Source organism: Undibacterium sp. GW821-FHT07F11 (assembly GCF_059418665.1).
On record NZ_JBWKQH010000014.1, the window covers coordinates 18,290 to 34,401 of the forward strand.

16 protein-coding genes are annotated in these 16,112 nt (G+C 49.8%); 9 read left to right on the plus strand and 7 right to left on the minus strand.

The window, feature by feature from the left end; translation table 11 throughout:
* Positions 1-14: 14 nt before the first annotated feature.
* From AC07OI_RS27925 to AC07OI_RS27960, 8 genes are all read left to right on the plus strand, one after another.
* Complete coding sequence (locus AC07OI_RS27925; protein WP_495259423.1) at positions 15-1,835, plus strand: CIA30 family protein; 1,821 nt, start codon at positions 15-17, stop codon at positions 1,833-1,835.
* A 35-nt stretch (positions 1,836-1,870) separates the two neighbouring features.
* Positions 1,871-2,986: a sensor histidine kinase gene (locus AC07OI_RS27930; protein ID WP_492708252.1), complete on the plus strand. Its 1,116-nt coding sequence runs from the start codon at positions 1,871-1,873 to the stop codon at positions 2,984-2,986.
* A complete protein-coding gene (locus AC07OI_RS27935; protein ID WP_492708254.1) occupies positions 2,983-3,588 on the plus strand; it encodes a response regulator transcription factor in 606 nt (201 codons plus the stop codon). The genes AC07OI_RS27930 and AC07OI_RS27935 overlap by 4 nt, the downstream gene beginning before the upstream one ends.
* A gap of 376 nt (positions 3,589-3,964) precedes the next feature.
* Positions 3,965-6,481 (plus strand): diguanylate cyclase domain-containing protein, encoded by a 2,517-nt coding sequence (locus AC07OI_RS27940; protein WP_495259424.1) that lies wholly within the window; start codon positions 3,965-3,967, stop codon positions 6,479-6,481.
* A 145-nt stretch (positions 6,482-6,626) separates the two neighbouring features.
* Positions 6,627-7,235: a hypothetical protein gene (locus tag AC07OI_RS27945; RefSeq protein ID WP_495259425.1), complete on the plus strand. Its 609-nt coding sequence runs from the start codon at positions 6,627-6,629 to the stop codon at positions 7,233-7,235.
* 75 nt (positions 7,236-7,310) lie between these two features.
* Entirely contained in the window at positions 7,311-8,192 is an 882-nt protein-coding gene (locus AC07OI_RS27950; RefSeq protein WP_492708260.1) for a helix-turn-helix domain-containing protein, read from the plus strand.
* Positions 8,193-8,230: 38 nt separating this feature from the next.
* Positions 8,231-8,710, plus strand: coding sequence for a NuoB/complex I 20 kDa subunit family protein (locus tag AC07OI_RS27955; RefSeq protein ID WP_492708261.1), 480 nt, complete (start codon positions 8,231-8,233; stop codon positions 8,708-8,710).
* A 287-nt stretch (positions 8,711-8,997) separates the two neighbouring features.
* Complete coding sequence (locus tag AC07OI_RS27960) at positions 8,998-9,813, plus strand: alpha/beta hydrolase (protein ID WP_495259426.1); 816 nt, start codon at positions 8,998-9,000, stop codon at positions 9,811-9,813.
* Between the two features lie 89 nt (positions 9,814-9,902).
* Here AC07OI_RS27960 and AC07OI_RS27965 read toward each other — a convergent pair whose 3' ends face one another.
* Positions 9,903-10,760: an SDR family oxidoreductase gene (locus tag AC07OI_RS27965; RefSeq protein WP_495259427.1), complete on the minus strand. Its 858-nt coding sequence runs from the start codon at positions 10,758-10,760 to the stop codon at positions 9,903-9,905.
* A gap of 49 nt (positions 10,761-10,809) precedes the next feature.
* Positions 10,810-11,355: a nuclear transport factor 2 family protein gene (locus AC07OI_RS27970; RefSeq protein WP_495259428.1), complete on the minus strand. Its 546-nt coding sequence runs from the start codon at positions 11,353-11,355 to the stop codon at positions 10,810-10,812.
* 140 nt (positions 11,356-11,495) lie between these two features.
* Here AC07OI_RS27970 and AC07OI_RS27975 point away from each other — a divergent pair, with 140 nt between their 5' ends.
* Complete coding sequence (locus AC07OI_RS27975) at positions 11,496-11,861, plus strand: winged helix-turn-helix transcriptional regulator (protein ID WP_495259429.1); 366 nt, start codon at positions 11,496-11,498, stop codon at positions 11,859-11,861.
* Positions 11,862-11,921: 60 nt separating this feature from the next.
* Here the strand turns inward: AC07OI_RS27975 and AC07OI_RS27980 are convergent, their stop codons facing one another.
* The 5 genes from AC07OI_RS27980 to AC07OI_RS28000 all read right to left on the minus strand — a co-directional run bounded on the left by AC07OI_RS27980 (position 11,922) and on the right by AC07OI_RS28000 (position 16,069).
* On the minus strand, positions 11,922-12,263 hold the full coding sequence (locus tag AC07OI_RS27980; RefSeq protein WP_492708271.1) for an NIPSNAP family protein: 342 nt from the start codon (positions 12,261-12,263) through the stop codon (positions 11,922-11,924).
* A gap of 100 nt (positions 12,264-12,363) precedes the next feature.
* Positions 12,364-13,200, minus strand: coding sequence for a serine hydrolase (locus AC07OI_RS27985; protein WP_492708273.1), 837 nt, complete (start codon positions 13,198-13,200; stop codon positions 12,364-12,366).
* A gap of 178 nt (positions 13,201-13,378) precedes the next feature.
* The gene (pal, locus tag AC07OI_RS27990) at positions 13,379-13,906 is read right to left on the minus strand and encodes a peptidoglycan-associated lipoprotein Pal (protein WP_492708408.1); all 528 of its coding nucleotides are present in this window, start codon (positions 13,904-13,906) and stop codon (positions 13,379-13,381) included.
* 178 nt (positions 13,907-14,084) lie between these two features.
* The gene (locus tag AC07OI_RS27995; protein WP_492708275.1) at positions 14,085-15,410 is read right to left on the minus strand and encodes an ATP-binding protein; all 1,326 of its coding nucleotides are present in this window, start codon (positions 15,408-15,410) and stop codon (positions 14,085-14,087) included.
* Positions 15,407-16,069 (minus strand): response regulator, encoded by a 663-nt coding sequence (locus tag AC07OI_RS28000; RefSeq protein WP_492708276.1) that lies wholly within the window; start codon positions 16,067-16,069, stop codon positions 15,407-15,409. The genes AC07OI_RS27995 and AC07OI_RS28000 overlap by 4 nt, the downstream gene beginning before the upstream one ends.
* Positions 16,070-16,112: the final 43 nt, after the last annotated feature.

Here is a 16,112-nt window from a genome sequence, read left to right on the forward strand (position 1 = left end):
ACAAGGAATAATAAATGCACAAAACCACACTCGCCCTGACACTGGCTGTTTGCGCTGGCAGTGTCCATTTCCCGGCAACGGCAGCAAGTTTTCTGATTGAGCATGTGCGTGTATTTGACGGTCAAAAAATCCTGACAGATAAGAATGTCTTCATCGTCGATGGCAAAATCCAGGATAGTCATTTCACTGGCAAGCCAGCTTCAGATACCACCATCATCAGCGGCAAAGGCCGCACACTGCTGCCAGGTCTGATTGACGCCCATGTGCATGCATACCAGGACCAGGAGCTACCGCTGCTATACGGTGTGACCACGCAAATCGATATGTTCAGCAATGTCACGCTGGTAAAGGCCATCAATGAAAAAATGCGTAAGGGTGAAAACCGGGACCGTGCCGACATCATTTCTGCAGGCATACTGGCAACCGCTCCTGGTGGTCACGGTACCGAATATGGCATGACCATACCTACGCTGACCAAACCGGAAGAAGCTCAAGCCTGGGTAGATGCCCGCATTGCTGAAGGTTCTCACTTCATCAAGATTGTGATTGAGCATGGCAGTGACAAGCGTCCTTTCAATAGCCTGGATACAGCCACCGTCAAAGCCCTGGTCAAAGCTGCGCACTTGCGCAACAAGCTGGCGGTAGTGCACATAGGTACGCTGAAAGAAGCACAGGATGCGCTGGCTGCCGGCGCAGATGGTCTGGTGCACCTGTTTAACGACAGGCAGATCAGCGACCAGGACATGCGCGACCTGGTCAAGAGTGCGAAAAGCAGGCATGCTTTCGTCATCCCCACTTTTGCGGTACTGGAAAGCATGGCAGGCATGAAAGAACAGGATGTATTGTCAGACAAGCGCATGACCAGCTTGCTCAGCAGATCACAAATGCAAGCACTGAATACGCCTTATGGCCCCAAGCCAGATGTCGATTTACTTAAAGTACCCAAAATGATGACGGCAGCCATGCATGCTGCTGGCGTCCCCATACTGACTGGCACGGATGCAGGCAATTCCGGCACCCAATATGGTATCAGCCTGCATCATGAACTTGTTGCTTTGGTTGACGCTGGCATGAGCCCTACGGCAGCATTGGCAGCCGCGACGTCAGTCCCTGCAAATGCCTTCAGGTTGAAAGACCGGGGTCGCATCGCCAATGGCTACAAGGCAGATCTCTTGCTGGTCGAAGGCGAGCCAGACAAGGACATCAACAGTACACGCAATATCGTCGAGGTATGGAAGGACGGTGAACGGGTGACTGCCCAACGTGAGCAGAAACGACAGGAAGTCGCAAAACAAAATGCGCAAAAAAATCTGCTGGTGGAAATACCGGCAGATGGCAGAATCAGCCTGTTCAGCAAAGACAAACTGGCCAGTCCTTTTGGCTTTGGCTGGCATCCATCCACCGATGCACCCATGGGTGGCAAATCCAGCGTGACGATCAAACTGCTTGAACCGACGAAGGATGCGGATACTCCGGCAAACGCAGTATCGATCTCAGGCAGCATCAATGCTGGCTTCGCTTATCCTTGGGCAGGCCTGGCTTTCTTACCCGGTAATGCACCGATGGAAGCCGCCAATCTGAGTGCTGCTGACACACTTAAATTCCGCGTCAAAGGTGACGGCAAAGACTACAGCGTCGCGATCAGCGTACAGGGTAGTTACATCCCTGTGTCAGTCCGCTTCAAAACCACGGCAGAATGGCAGGAAGTCTCTATCCCTTTTTCCAGGTTCAAGGGCATGGACCCCAGCATCATCAGTATTCTCGCATTCAATGCCGGGCCACAAACCGGAGAATTTCAATTTGAAATTGCAGATATCCGCCTTTTAAAGGAATAATGCTGCATTCTTAAGCAAGCACTCAGGGCAAAGCCGTGACCACATCATTCTTATCAAGACTCTCTTTCCCCTGGGTGCCAGCGCGCTATGGCAAAGCGCCTTACTTTTGGCTGCTCTCTTTTGCCATTTTTGGCTGGAAGTATTTGTACGTAACACCCACCAGCAAAGAATTAGTTTATCTGGCATTGAGCTTGCTGGTGTTCCTGCCTTTTTACTTTTATAGCTTCTGGTATTCCGACTGGCGTATTTATGCCTGCATAGTGTTAATTTGCAGCTTTGGCATTATCTGGGCACCTTACAATTATGGTGGTTCCACTTTTTGCATATTTGCCGCCACCATGTGTTCGCGCCTGCCAGATACACGCAGGGCCTATGTGACATTAGGTGTTATCGGCATCGTGATTGTCGTCGCCAGTGCACTGATGCGACTGGAGTCTTATTTCTGGATACCGGCACTTATTTTCAGCATACCCAGCGGTGTCGGTGCCATCATCGGCGAACGCTTAGCACGCAGCAATGAAACCCTACTCAAGAAACAGGAAGAAGTTGAATATCTGGCGGCCCTGGCTGAACGCGAACGTATCGCCAGAGACTTGCACGACTTGCTTGGTCATACTCTGTCAGTGATTACTCTGAAAGCCGAATTGGCAGGCAAGCTGCTGGATAGAAATCCAGAGGCATGTAAAAAAGAAATCAATGATATAGAACACACGGCAAGGCAAGCGCTGGCAGAAGTGCGCGCAGCCGTCATTGGTTATCGTGCCACTGGCCTGGGGTATGAGTTGCAATCGGCGAAAAAAACATTGGATGCTGCACAAGTAACTTTAATCTGTGAGATTGAGCAATTCACTATCCCATCTGCGCATGAAAATGTTCTGGCGCTGGCAGTGCGTGAAGCCATCACGAATATCATACGGCATGCCCAGGCCAGCCAATGTCATATCATGCTTTACCGGCAAGATACTCATGTCGTACTAAAAATCAGCGACAATGGCGTCGCCGGGAAAACGGATGTTGTACGCAAAGGCAGCGGTTTGAAAGGCATGAGTGAACGGGTACAAGCCCTGGGAGGTAACTTGCAGGTCAATACGTCGTCAACTTCTACAGGATTACATCTGGAATTATCTTTGCCCATGAAAGAAGAAACATGATACGCATCATCATCGCCGAAGATCAGGCCCTGGTATCTGGTGCGCTGGCCGCCTTGCTGGGACTGGAGGACGATCTGCAAGTCATCGCCCTGGCAAAAAATGGTCAGGAAGCTTTGGCACTATGTGAAAAAGAACAGCCAGACATACTCGTTACCGATATAGAAATGCCCATCATGTCAGGGCTGGAACTGGCGGCAGCCATAGCAGAAAAAAAACTGGCCAGCAAAGTCATCGTCCTGACCACCTTTGCCCGCAGCGGCTACCTGCGCCGTGCCATGGCCAGTGGCGTACGTGGTTATATGCTCAAGGACGCGCCAGCCGACACGCTGGCGGCAGCCATACGCACAGTCCATGGCGGTGGCCGCGCCATTGCGCCAGAGCTGGCAATGGAAAGCTGGGGTGGCGAACAAGACCCGCTGAGCGAACGCGAACGTCAGGTACTGCGCCTTGCAGGCACAGGGTCCAGCAGTACAGAAATTGCCAAACTCATGCATCTGTCTGAAGGTACCGTGCGCAATTACCTGTCAGAAGCGATCAGCAAACTGCATGCAAAAAATCGCGTAGATGCATACCGTCTGGCGCGCGATCAGGGTTGGCTGTAAACGAAGGGGGTGAGCAAGGAGAATGCAGTTTTCACGTTGGCCCGAAGTCAATTTCGTAGCAATATGCAAACCTCTTGTCATTTACATTCGTATTCCATGTTAATTGCACGCGATATCCGCTAAGAGGCAGCACCAGCCTTGTGCTGCGATATTCAGGTTAACAACTCAGGTTAACAAAAATCCTAGTCAAAAAAACATTTGCATATGTTTTTCAACCCGGCTCCGTCTCTATTCACCTACATAGAAAAGGCTGTCAGGATCGCGCTGTTTTAACCATTGTGAACTCTGTTATTTTCATCAAAAAATGAGCTACCATGAATTAAAAGCAGATACCAAAAAAAATACGCTTTTAATGTAAGAACAGCAAAACAACCAAGTGAATAAAAATATACAAAAATCACGAGGCGATACTTTCAAGGCATTTCCTCCCATATTATCCCTGTCGACGTTTCTCGGACTCGCGCTGCTGGCACTTGGGCTGATCGTCATGAGTGGCTGGTTGTTGCAAGTCCGGCCCATGGTAGAAATACGTCTCGGTTTTGTGGCAATGGTATTCAATACCGCACTCTGCTTTGCGCTGGCTGGTCTGGCTTTGGCGCTCCCTGGATTATTACAAAAACAGCTCAAGCTCATACAGCCCTGTGTCGGCATCCTGCTTTTCAGTTTATGTGGACTGGTTTTAATCGAGCATCTTTTCGATATCAATCTGCACATAGACTGGGGTTTTTTGCACACCTGGCTACACGATGGAAATATTCGCCCTGGGCGAATGGCGCCAAATACAGCACTTGGCTTCATGTTCACTGGCATCGGTTTATGTTTACTAAATCGTATTGATAGCAAAGCAAAAGAGCTCTGTTTTCAGATTTTGATTTTTCTTGTACTGGCAATCGGCCTGACCGGATTAATTGGATACCTGCTATCCCCTGACCAATTGTTTGGCTGGGCACGTTCAGCCCGCATGGCAATCCATACTGCAATAGGCATGATAGCCACAGGGGTCGCACTATGGACCAACTGGCATCATGCCAATAGCCGTCATATGCAGCGCTTTTTTCAACTCGATGAAAAAATCAGTTTTATGAGTGCGGCGATTTTATGCGTTGCGACCCTGACAGCGGGCCTGACTGGTTTCGTGTTTCAGCAAGCAATACTGGAAGATTCTTTGCGCGAAAAACTCCAGTTCAAACTGGATAATCAACGCAATTTAATCCGCACGGAATTGACACAGGCATTGAGCAGCAATGACCGCATCGCCAACAATACGCATTTGCTGGCCCCGGCGTATAAGCTGGCTCTTGAACCGGAGAATAAAGCTGCCCTTGCAGAAATCCAGTCAGAATTACTCAGCATGAGAAATCTTGGCGTGCGCAGTGCATCCATCATCACTCTTGACGGCAAAGTACTCTTGCACCTGGGTGCGAAAAATACCTCTGCCAGTACCAGGCTACTCCTGGCGAATGCCGACGATCTGACTTCGGAACTGGAATGGGATACCGAACTGACGCTGCATACAAACACAGCTTTAAGAAAAGACAATATCTCCTTCGCACGCCTGCACCTCAATCAACGCCTGCCACTCATACAAGCCCAGCTATTTGACTTGAACGGGCTTGGTACTACTGGTGAAATAGCATTTTGCGCAGGTACTGGCAACACCCTTACCTGTCTGCCGACAGCACGGCAAAGCAAGAGCTATACAATCAGCAAAATCAATATTGCGGGCCAGCCCCTGCCCATGAGTTTCGCCATTGATGGCAAAGCGGGTCTGGTCGCTACCCTGGACTATAAGGGCCATAATGTCATGGCTGCCTTTGCCCCTCTACAAAAAAACCTGGGACTGGTGGTCAAGCAAGACACGACTGAGTTATATGCTGCCATACGTGCACAATTAAAATCCGTGGTGCCAGCATTGCTGTTCATACTGGCAATGGGTGTGCTATTAATGCGTTCACAGATCAAGCCATTGACCAAACGCCTGACAGATTCTGAGAATCATGCAAAAGAGCAGCAATTGGAAATGAGTACGGTTTTCAGCAGTGTTGGCGAAGGTATCATGACCATCAACGACAAAGGTAATATAGAATCATTCAACAACGCCGCTGCCATGATTTTCGGTTACCAGCCAGATGAAGTGATAGGGCAAAGCCTGCAGATCCTGATGCCAGTCGACATGCGGCAACGCCATCAACAAGGCATGCAACATTATCTGCAAACCGGAGAAAGCAAGGTTATAGGCCGCCCCAAAATTGAATTGCCCGGGCTGCGCAAGGATGGCACACAATTCACGCTGGAATTGACGGTCAGTGAAATCCAGTTTGATACGCGCAGGATTTTTGCTGGCGTAGTCAGGGACATTACCGAGCGCAAGCAATTCGAGGAAAAATTGATTTTCCTGGCACAGTATGACGTGTTGACCGGCCTGCCCAATCGCGCCCTGTTCATGGATAGATTATCAGGTGCAATGCTGCGTGCCAGCCGCACACGCAGTGCACTGGCAGTGATGTTTCTTGATCTGGATGGCTTCAAGAGCATCAACGACACGATGGGTCATCATGCAGGTGATGAGTTACTGAAAGAGTTTGGCAATCGTTTGTGTCTGGCAGTACGCAAAACCGACTCCGTCGCTCGTCTTGCCGGCGATGAATTCACCATCATCCTGGAAGGCTTGAACAATCCTGAACGCGACACGCGCGAAGTAGCAGAAAAAATCATCAAATCCATGCAAGACCGTTTTTCACTGGGTGAGCATCAAATCAGTATTACCACCAGCATAGGTCTTGCTATCCATGAAAATGGGAATGAAGAATCAGATCTGGACGACTTGCTGCGCCGTGCTGACGATGCCATGTACCGGGCCAAGCACAGTGGAAAAAATCGCTGGAGTATCTAAGCTTGTTCTAGCACCTCCTTAATCACGACTATAGACTGTTAATTACCATGCTTAGCCTCTGCACATTCAAGGGTCAAGGCTTGCTCTATGCCTGTGGGTTCAGGGTCTATAATACTGAAATACTGACCCTTAAAAGAATCTCGTTATGAGAAAATCCTTGCTCTTTCTTGCACTTTGTCTTCCCTTGTTTTGCCATGCATCACAGGTAGCGATTGAAACCAGGGCAGACAAACTGCGCGATGCTGCCATGAGTGCATTTGAAAAGAATCGCAATCAGAAGAAGGCATTGCAACTCAATGCAGCCGCACTCAAACTGACTCGTCATTTACCAGAAACCAGTTGGCGCACCATAGAAAATTATGATGATGCCGGTTTGTATTATTACGAGAGCAGCAAATGGAAGGCATCTGCCCGGCACCAGGCCATTGCAGTCTTGCTGGCTTGTGGCATGGAAGAAAGCAAGACCATGTTCCCCGTGTATGTAAAGCGTTTGGGTTTTGCTTTTTCCAGATATCGCCCTGGTGAAGACTTTGCACCCATCGCTGCCAATCCGCTGCTGCTCCTCAAAGATATCCCACTGAATCTGCGTGCCAATGCCGATTTGAGAAGACGCTATTTCAAGACTATAAAATTAAAACCAACTCCCCAGACTCCGGCTGCAGCTTATCTTTATAAAATAAAGCCCAATGCACTACCCGCTACCTGTTATATCCAGCCAGATCAAGCCGGGGAGCAAGCAGTCAAGAGTGAATAAGGCCACCTAGTAAACCCCAAAAAGCAAACAGGCTACAATAGCGATAATTTCTTTCGCAATAAGAGCTAGCGTCAATTGCAAGATTCTTCTTTACCACATGCCAGTCTTGCCCCACATCCCTTGTTGGCGGATGTCTGCATGCATTTTCTGGTCAAGGACGTGCCATCGTGCTGGTACACCGTGCCAGCCAGCCCACTACCGATGTTGATCGTCGTTTTGAGTGGTGCGATGGAAATGGAAGATGGGCAGGCCTTGTTCCGCTTCGCCATCGTCGGCCCCAACAGGCATCGTTCCCGGGGCAAGGCCCAGCCTGGCTCACGCTTCATGTCAACGACTTTTCGCCCTGGGAAACTCAGCAATATACTAGGTTACCCTGTAGACGAATTTAGCGACGCCGTTATCAATCTGGCCGATGTGTTGCCACTGTCCCACTACACGGAAGTGAATGAAAAACTGGATGCCGCCTGCGGCACTGCAGCCCAATTGGATGTAGTACAAAGCATGTTGTTACGCTTGCGCTTGCTTGAAAAACCTCGCATTGCTCCGCTGGTCATTCCCTATCACTGGATCAATAAACCAGCACAGGAATTGGCTGACAGCCTGGGTTTAGGTGCACGCCAATTTGAGAGGCGCTTTCTGGCCAGCTTTGGCCTCAGTTTGCGCAGTTACAAACAGCATTTACGCTACGGCGCATCCCTGATGCAAGTCATGCTGGGCAGACTACCAGCGAAGACCTGGGCAGAATGCGCTATGAGTTTTGGCTATGCCGACCAGGCACACATGAACCACGACTTTGTCCGGTTTACCGGCCATACACCAGCCCAGCTCATGCGTGGGATTGCAGCACAAGATCCTGCACTTTGGGCATTCAGCTTTAATGAAGCTGAATTGGGGAAATTGTTTATTCCCTCTGACGAAATCAATGTCGTTTCGGTACAAGACCATATCATCGCCTGAATGCATAATCGGGGCATCTCAAAGAAGGAGCCCAATCCATGGAAGAGCAAACAGGTTTGTTTCAGGATTCATACATCCTCACCAACGTCAATGATTTGATGAACAAGGTCCAGAGCAACAGCATGTGGTATCTGTCGTTTGGCCTTGCCTGTTGTGCAGTAGAAATGATGCAGGCCGCCAGTGCCCGTTATGACATGGACCGTTTCGGTTTCATGCCACGCGCCAGCCCCCGCCACGCTGATCTGATGATAGTTGCTGGCACACTCACCAATAAAATGGCACCGGCCTTGCGCAAAGTCTATGACCAGATGGCAGAGCCACGTTATGTGATATCCATGGGTTCTTGCGCCAATGGCGGTGGCTATTACCACTACTCTTATTCCGTCGTGCGTGGCTGCGACCGTATCGTACCGGTCGATATCTATATCCCAGGTTGCCCGCCGACTGCCGAAGCCCTGATTTATGGCCTGCTACAGTTACAGAACAAAATCAAGCGCAGCAACAGCTTTGCACGCTAGCAAAGCACTGCACATATCCATGCTTATTCATCAGGGTATGTGCTGCAACAAATGCCTTATCCCGTCTGCCAGAGGTGAAAGCCTGGCTGGCGAATTCCCGTTGACGCCATAAACCGCGGCCATAAACCAGCAAAACTAGCACTTGGCGACATTAGTGCAGCCAGCTATCTTATCTACATTAGCATGTGGTTTTTGCAGCAAGTAAATGATGCGCCTGCAAAATCCCACTTACCCATGCTCGTTTCGCGGGCCAGGCATCCTTATTGAAATGATAGATAGAAAGACGCATGATGAAAAAATTGATGTTGGCTACACTTACCTTGATCGCTGCACTCACCGTCCAGTCCACTGCATACGCGCAAGCTGATGAAAGGTTTTATTTCCCGTCCAAAGTGATGGCAAAAGTCGAGGGCCTGAACTACGATAATTTGAGCTTTAAAGCAGGCGATGATGAAGTCACCGGCGTCTGGATCAAACCGCAGCAGGCAGCCAAGGCTACCATCATTTATTTTCACGGTGCAGGCGGCAATGTCTCGCATTACGTTAAATTCATACGACCTCTGGTAGAAGATGGTTTTCAGGTAGCCATGATCGATTTTCGCGGCTATGGACTGTCGACAGGTAAGCCTACTCATCTGAATATCGCCGCCGATGGTCAACTGGTGTTCGATCAATTGCTGCAAAAACCTGAGCTGAAGGGTAAAAAATTGATAGTCATCGGTGCATCTATGGGCAGCCAGATTGCAACGCATCTGAGCAAAAAAAATGCGGGCAAAATTGATGCGCTGGTGCTGGATGGTGGCTTGAGTTCATTCACAGATATCGCCGTTGCCAATGTTCCGAAAGAGATGCGAGAAGCTGTACGTGCGAGCCTGATCTCGCCTTATTCGGCCAGAGAAGATATCAAGGAGATAGGCAAGGCCAAACTGTTAGTAGTGCATTCTGTTGGTGACACATCCATCCCCATCAGCCAGGGAAAACTGGTGTATGCCAATGCCACCGCAGCAAAAACTTTCTGGGAATATGAAGGCGAACATCTGGAAGCGCCAACTAAATATCCAACAGTGTGGGTAAGTAAAGTGAATGCCCTTTTGGCTGATTGAGAAAGGATGTATCGAAGATGAAGTCGCCGGTGAAATGCTGACAATTGCAGCTTCACCGGCGCACTTTATTCAGACCAATCGACACTGTACTAAATGGATGACAAATGCGCTTTCAATATCGATTGCAAAGTAGTCGTTGGTCTCCGTATAAGTTTGCTCAGCTGACCGCCTGCATCATACAAACCACCTTGCGCCGCGCCTGTATCTGACTGCGCCAGAATGTACGCAAAGCCTTCTGGCAAACCAAACGACACCAGCAGGTCTTTATATTCAGTCTCAGTGTGATTCACATAGTCAACTGGCTTACCCGACAGTTCTGACAAGGTAGCGGCTAATTCACTGAGGGTAAATGCCTGGTCACCAGCCAGCTCATAAACTTTACCGGCCTGCTCATTACCAGTCAGCACAGCCGCTGCTGCTGCCGCGAAATCAACGCGGGAAGCTGCCGAGAATTTACCATCACCAGCCGCACCAAATACCTTGCCGGTTTGCAGCGCTGTACCCACTGCAGAAAAATAGTTTTCTATATACCAGGCATTACGCAGGAAAACGAAAGGCAGGCCACTACCGCGTATCAATTGTTCTGTCTCTATATGTTCTTTGGCCAGCACCAGCGGTGAGCTATCTGCATGCAAGATGCTGGTGTAGGCAATTAATTCCACTCCCGCATTTTTTGCAGCCAGGATCACATTCTTGTGCTGCTCCAGCCTTTGCCCGACTTCGCTGGAAGACACCAGCAAAAGCTTTTTCACACCCTGCAAGGCAGCACCCCATGTCTCAGGCTTGCTATAATCACCCTGGCGAATTTGCACACCAACAGCGCGCAAATCTTCTGCTTTGCTGGTATTCCTTACGATGGCGACAACCTGATTGGCCGGAACTGCGTCCAACAAAGCCCGTATCACCAACCGTCCCAATTGCCCACTTGCACCTGTAACTGCGATCATTTTTACTTCTCCTGTTAGATCAAAATTCGTCAACATTCATCAATATCAATCAATTTTTAAGCGCAGAATCCCAGTGTTCATCTGCCTTGCCATCCACTATCCGCCAGGTATCAAACCAGGTGGTGGTGTATAAAAGCTGATCGGTGACCTTATCCCTGACTGGCAAGGGATACATGACCGTTACCAGGTCACCTTCGGCAATGACGGCAACTACAGGTTTTGTCATCTTTTCTGGTATAGGTCTGGCCTGGACCTTTCTTACCTCGACAAAATACCTGACCACGCCATTCAGGCCGGACGCCGCATTCGGGTTGTGCTGCAGGTAGCGCTTGGACAGGTACTTGTCTGCCAGTTCCCAGTGCCCGGCTTCCAGCAAGTCTTTCACGATGTGATAGACCACCTGCTTGTTGGCATGCAGCTTGGGATCGTTGCTACTGAACAGCGCATCAGGATTATTAACTGCGATGACCGGCTCCTGGGCGTAGCTGTTGGGCGACAAGGTAATCGACAATGTAGTTAGCGTAAATGCCACCATTGCTCCCAAAACCAGGCTTTTCTTGAAGCGATGTATCTGTTCTCGTATCTGCTTTCTCATGACAAAATATCTCCTTTATTTCGACATGCTCGCAACAGAGGCCGAATCAAGGTCTATAATAGAGACTATGTCTAAAAATTGTAAGGAGGCAGTTTTTCGTGCCAAGGTTACCCAAAGTGAACCCATCTAAAGCAGTGGGAATGGCATCGGATTTTGATACTGCGATGTGCCCGGTCAGGAATGTGCTCGACCATATCAGCACCAAATGGACGCCGCTGATCTTGCTGATGCTGCAAGATGGCCCTCTGCGCTTTAGTCAATTGCATAAACAGGTGCCTGACATATCCAAGCGTATGCTCACGCAGTCTTTGCGTGATCTGGAGAGGGATGGTTTATTGAGCCGTAAAGTGTTCCCGACCAAACCACCCAGCGTGGAATATGAACTGACACCGCTCGGTGCCTCGGTCATGATACCTATGGGCGCGCTGGTGAATTGGGCGGAAAAGAATTTTGAGAAAATTAAATTATCGAGGCAGACTTTTGACCAGGATAATAGCTCTGCTTAAAGCCTGCATTCAATCTGCAGGATTTGTGGTCTTGTTTTTGTCTTATCTTGTACTTGATATCTAAGCCTTGTTGAGCTCACGCATGCTGTCGACAGCTTCGTCCGACAACCAGATCAGGGTATTCATATAGGTTTCAATGCGGTCGACCAATTCTGCCCTGGGACCATTTTTCCATGCACTGGAACTGTAGAAGGCATCTTGCTCTGCTTCCAAAGCGGCACGGCTGGCATAAGAACGTATCATGTAATACGTCGCTTCTTCATGGTCGGAGTGTCCATACGCTACTACATCCATATTCCTGCTTTTCAGCATGGGCACCGCAATTGTATGAACGGCGTGATGAAAGGCATCGGCAACGCCGGGTTTGAGGCGATAAGTACGGATTTCGACTAAGCGGGACATGTTTTACCTGTCAGGGTTCATAGAAGAACAGGCATGCTAGCATGCCCGTTGAAATTTCACATGCCATCAAACCAGCACAATGTTATTTACTGAAAGCGCTTCAGCGATGGCGCCTGTGTCTTCTGACGACCTTGGCTTTAATTTCTTCTTTATAGCCCAGCAACTTTCCAATATTCAAGGCATCCGTCCAGCGTGCTGATCCTGCTCTGGCATTCAGTAAAATCATGGTAGCTTTTTTACCGGCCAGTTTGACACGCATGATGAGGCAAGCACCCGCTTCATTGGTAAACCCGGTTTTCGACAACAGGATGTCCCAGCCCTTTTTACCGATCAGGCGATTGGTGTTATGAAATTCACGGCTGAGGCCATTCTTCAGGGTGACGCTGTCTTCACTGTCGGTCGTGATGTCGGCAATTTCTGGATAGCGTGATGCTGCTTGCGCCATCTTAACCAGGTCAGCTGCTGTCGAGGTATTTTCTGGCGACAAGCCAGTCGCTTCACGAATGACGGTATGTCCCATACCCAAAGCAAGCAATTTGGATTTAACGGCCACCATGAATGCGCCCTGACCGCCAGGGTAAGTGCGGGACAATGCAGCGGCGGCACGGTTGTCGGAAGACATCAGTGCCAGTTGCAAAGCTTCCCTGCGCGTCAGGCTTGAGCCTATTGGGACATGCGAGCGGCTGTGCTTGAGCTGGTCTTTATCCTCTTCTTCTATGGAGATTTTCTCATCCATATTGGCTTTGCTGTCGAGCAGCACCATAGCTGTCATGAGCTTGGTCAGTGAGGCAATGGGTACGACCACATCGGCATTTTTTTCCAGCAAAACCTGACCATTACGCTCATCAACAACAATGACGTTCTGAGAACTCAATTGCATGGCAGACAGGCTGCCACAGTACAACATCAGGACAACTAACAGCTTGGGCTTCAACATCTGGACACATCGATTCTGTCGCGGAATTAAACAAATAAGGCTGACGCAAAATTGCTAGCGTTATGCAATAACAGCAGATCGTAACAATCTTGTGTCAGCATTATAGAGAAAAACCAGCTTGCATACAGGCGTCAAATTTTTGTAGCCGGATGCAAGCTGGTTTTAGCAATACTAAGAATTACTTACCGGAATATACTATGTCTGCACGGCGGTTTTCTGCCCAGGAAGCTTCATCGCTGCCTGTGGCTTTTGGCTTTTCTTTACCCAGAGAGACTGCTTCCATTTGTGTCTCAGGCACACCCAGCAGTGATAAGGATTTACGTACGGCTTCTGCACGTTTTTGTCCCAGTGCCAAATTGTATTCGCGGCCACCACGTTCGTCAGTATTACCCTGGATCAGGATTTTTTTGCCTTTGTTGGAACTCAGGTATTTAGAGTGAGCGTTAACCGTGCCACTATATTCAGTTTTGACGACATATTGGTCAAAGTCAAAGTAGACGCTGCGTTTTGCCAATGGGCTATTAGGATCATCCAGCTCATCTTTTACGACGACGGATTTTATATCACGATCATTTTTAGCGGCAGGCTCTTCCTTTTTGGCAGGCGGAGGTGGTGGTGTTTGCTCAGGTGCTTTGATTGGCGTACTGCAAGCTGCCAATAAAACTGCGACTGCTGCCAGACCGGCGGCGTTTTTGATTGTGTTGATTGCACGCATGTAAATACCCTCTGAATTTTAATTGGTCGATTCAAACCTGGTGCATAAGCGAGACGCTACCAGGTAGTATGAAGCAACGCCATCTTGCCTCAGGAAACTTAGGCGAATCTTAAAAAACTGCGCCGCCACCAATCAAACAAGGTATTTTGTCAAGAATGTGAGCATTTTTTCAGCCTGGCAGGTTATGTAAAGCAGGAAACAGGATAATCACCTCCAACCCGCCCAACTCCGCATCTGCCAGGCTGATACTGGCATGATGGCGGTCAGCAATCGCCTTGGCGATGGCCAGGCCCAGGCCACTGCCGCTTTTATTCGTCCCTGCAACGCGATAAAAACGGTCAAAAATACGCTCACGCTCTTCCGGCGCTATGCCATCGCCAGTGTCCTGAATGTCAAGCCGCAAACCGTCTTTGTCACGACTGAGACTGATTTTCACCCTGCCATCGTCCTGTATATAGCGCACGGCATTGTCAAGCAGGTTGCGTATCATGATGCGCAGGCTTTCGCTGTCGCCTTGCAGCTCAAACAGTTCATGCATTTCTGCGTTGATGGTAATTTTCCTGGATTGCGCAAAGGGCATGACATCGCTGACAGCCTGTTCTATACAGGTGTTCAGGGTAATGCTTTGAAAGCTCAGGCTGGCTTGTGAAGTCGGATCCTGTCTGGCCAGCGCCAGCAATTGCTCTACCAAGCGAGAGGCCCTGTCGACACCGCCGAGCAGGCGATTGATGGCTTGTTCATGACTGTTTTCATCCTTGACCCTGCCGAGATTTTGCACCTGCAGGCGCAAGGCAGTAATGGGTGACCTGAGCTCATGCGCGGCATCGGCAACAAAACGCTGCTGCGACTGTATCGCCAGCCCCATGCGGCTCAACAGAGAATTCAATTCCGTCACCAGTAGCGATACTTCTTTTGGCACGCCGTCTGACGATACCGGATCAGTGGAATTGGCATTGCGGTTGGCCAGCTCGCTACCTATGCGGTTCAAAGGAGCCAGCACAGAATTGATGCCCCACCAGACGGCACAAAACAGGAGCAGGGACACAGGTATCACTGGCCACAGGGTGCTTAGTGCAAAGGATATTGCGCGATCCCTGCGTGACCCCATTTTTTGGGCGACCTGGATGACGCGCTTGTTTTCTTCTGCGGCATACACGCGCCAGTCGCCGTTTTCCAGCGTCACTGTTGAATAGCCAAGAGCCGCCTGCTTGGGCAGGCTGCGGTGCTGGCGTGACTGATAAACCCTGGCACCATCTTCAGACCAGACCTGCACGACAAAATCAAAATCATCAATCTCCGTGCCAGGCAGATTATGCCAGTCAACCTGGTCAAAATCACCGTCCTGCAAGGCCAGTGCCATTTGCTGCATGTGGTAATCAAACAGCTTGTTCGCTTCACCGATAGCCGCATGCAGCGAACTGGCAAACTGCAAGGCTGCCGCAGCCAGAATGGCGATACCAAACAAGAGCATCATTTGCAGGCGCAAAGACTTCATGTGCTTTTCTCTACCATATAGCCAACGCCACGCACATTGACGATGAATTTTTGACCCAGTTTTTTCCGCAGGCCGTGGATATACACTTCAACCGCATTGCTTTCTATCTCTGAGGTGGCGCCAAACAACTGGTCTTCCAGGCGGCTGCGCGACAATATCGCCCCGGGGCGTGCTACCAGGGCATCAAGTATCGTCCATTCACGCGAAGAGAGTATGACCTGCTCTGCACCGCTAAATACTTGCCGCGTCGTAGTATTGACGACCACGTCGCCGCATACATAGGAAGTATCGGTACGCCCATGCGAGCGCCTTACCAGCGCATGCATGCGGGCGATCAACTCATCGAGATCAAAAGGCTTGACCAGGTAATCGTCTGCACCTGCATGCAGGCCGCGTACCCTGTCTGGCACCGCATCGCGTGCAGTCATGACCAGCACGGGCAAGGCATCGCCACGCTTGCGCAGGGCTTTCAAAATATCCATGCCATCGCGCTGAGGCAGGCTCAGATCCAGCAATAACACATCATAGCTATGGAATTGCAGCGCAGCCTCTGCTGCTTCACCATTGCTAAGCCAATCGACCAGATTGGCTTCGCTTTCCAGGGCGATCTGTATGTTTTCACCTATCATGGGATCGTCTTCGACGAGCAGGACTTTCATGTTTTATGCGCTTGGTATGTGGAAGATGAATGCTGCGTGGATT

What these genes read in the sequence shown, in the direction of transcription:
- AC07OI_RS27985 (WP_492708273.1), bottom strand. Translation starts at nt 13,200, where the DNA reads ATGTTGAAGCCCAAGCTGTTAGTTGTCCTGATGTTGTACTGTGGCAGC.
- AC07OI_RS27955 (WP_492708261.1), top strand. Translation starts at nt 8,231, where the DNA reads ATGGAAGAGCAAACAGGTTTGTTTCAGGATTCATACATCCTCACCAAC.
- AC07OI_RS27970 (WP_495259428.1), bottom strand. Translation starts at nt 11,355, where the DNA reads ATGAGAAAGCAGATACGAGAACAGATACATCGCTTCAAGAAAAGCCTG.
- AC07OI_RS27995 (WP_492708275.1), bottom strand. Translation starts at nt 15,410, where the DNA reads ATGAAGTCTTTGCGCCTGCAAATGATGCTCTTGTTTGGTATCGCCATT.
- AC07OI_RS27975 (WP_495259429.1), top strand. Translation starts at nt 11,496, where the DNA reads ATGGCATCGGATTTTGATACTGCGATGTGCCCGGTCAGGAATGTGCTC.
- AC07OI_RS27935 (WP_492708254.1), top strand. Translation starts at nt 2,983, where the DNA reads ATGATACGCATCATCATCGCCGAAGATCAGGCCCTGGTATCTGGTGCG.
- AC07OI_RS27925 (WP_495259423.1), top strand. Translation starts at nt 15, where the DNA reads ATGCACAAAACCACACTCGCCCTGACACTGGCTGTTTGCGCTGGCAGT.
- AC07OI_RS27980 (WP_492708271.1), bottom strand. Translation starts at nt 12,263, where the DNA reads ATGTCCCGCTTAGTCGAAATCCGTACTTATCGCCTCAAACCCGGCGTT.
- AC07OI_RS27960 (WP_495259426.1), top strand. Translation starts at nt 8,998, where the DNA reads ATGATGAAAAAATTGATGTTGGCTACACTTACCTTGATCGCTGCACTC.
- AC07OI_RS27965 (WP_495259427.1), bottom strand. Translation starts at nt 10,760, where the DNA reads ATGATCGCAGTTACAGGTGCAAGTGGGCAATTGGGACGGTTGGTGATA.
- AC07OI_RS28000 (WP_492708276.1), bottom strand. Translation starts at nt 16,069, where the DNA reads ATGAAAGTCCTGCTCGTCGAAGACGATCCCATGATAGGTGAAAACATA.
- AC07OI_RS27945 (WP_495259425.1), top strand. Translation starts at nt 6,627, where the DNA reads ATGAGAAAATCCTTGCTCTTTCTTGCACTTTGTCTTCCCTTGTTTTGC.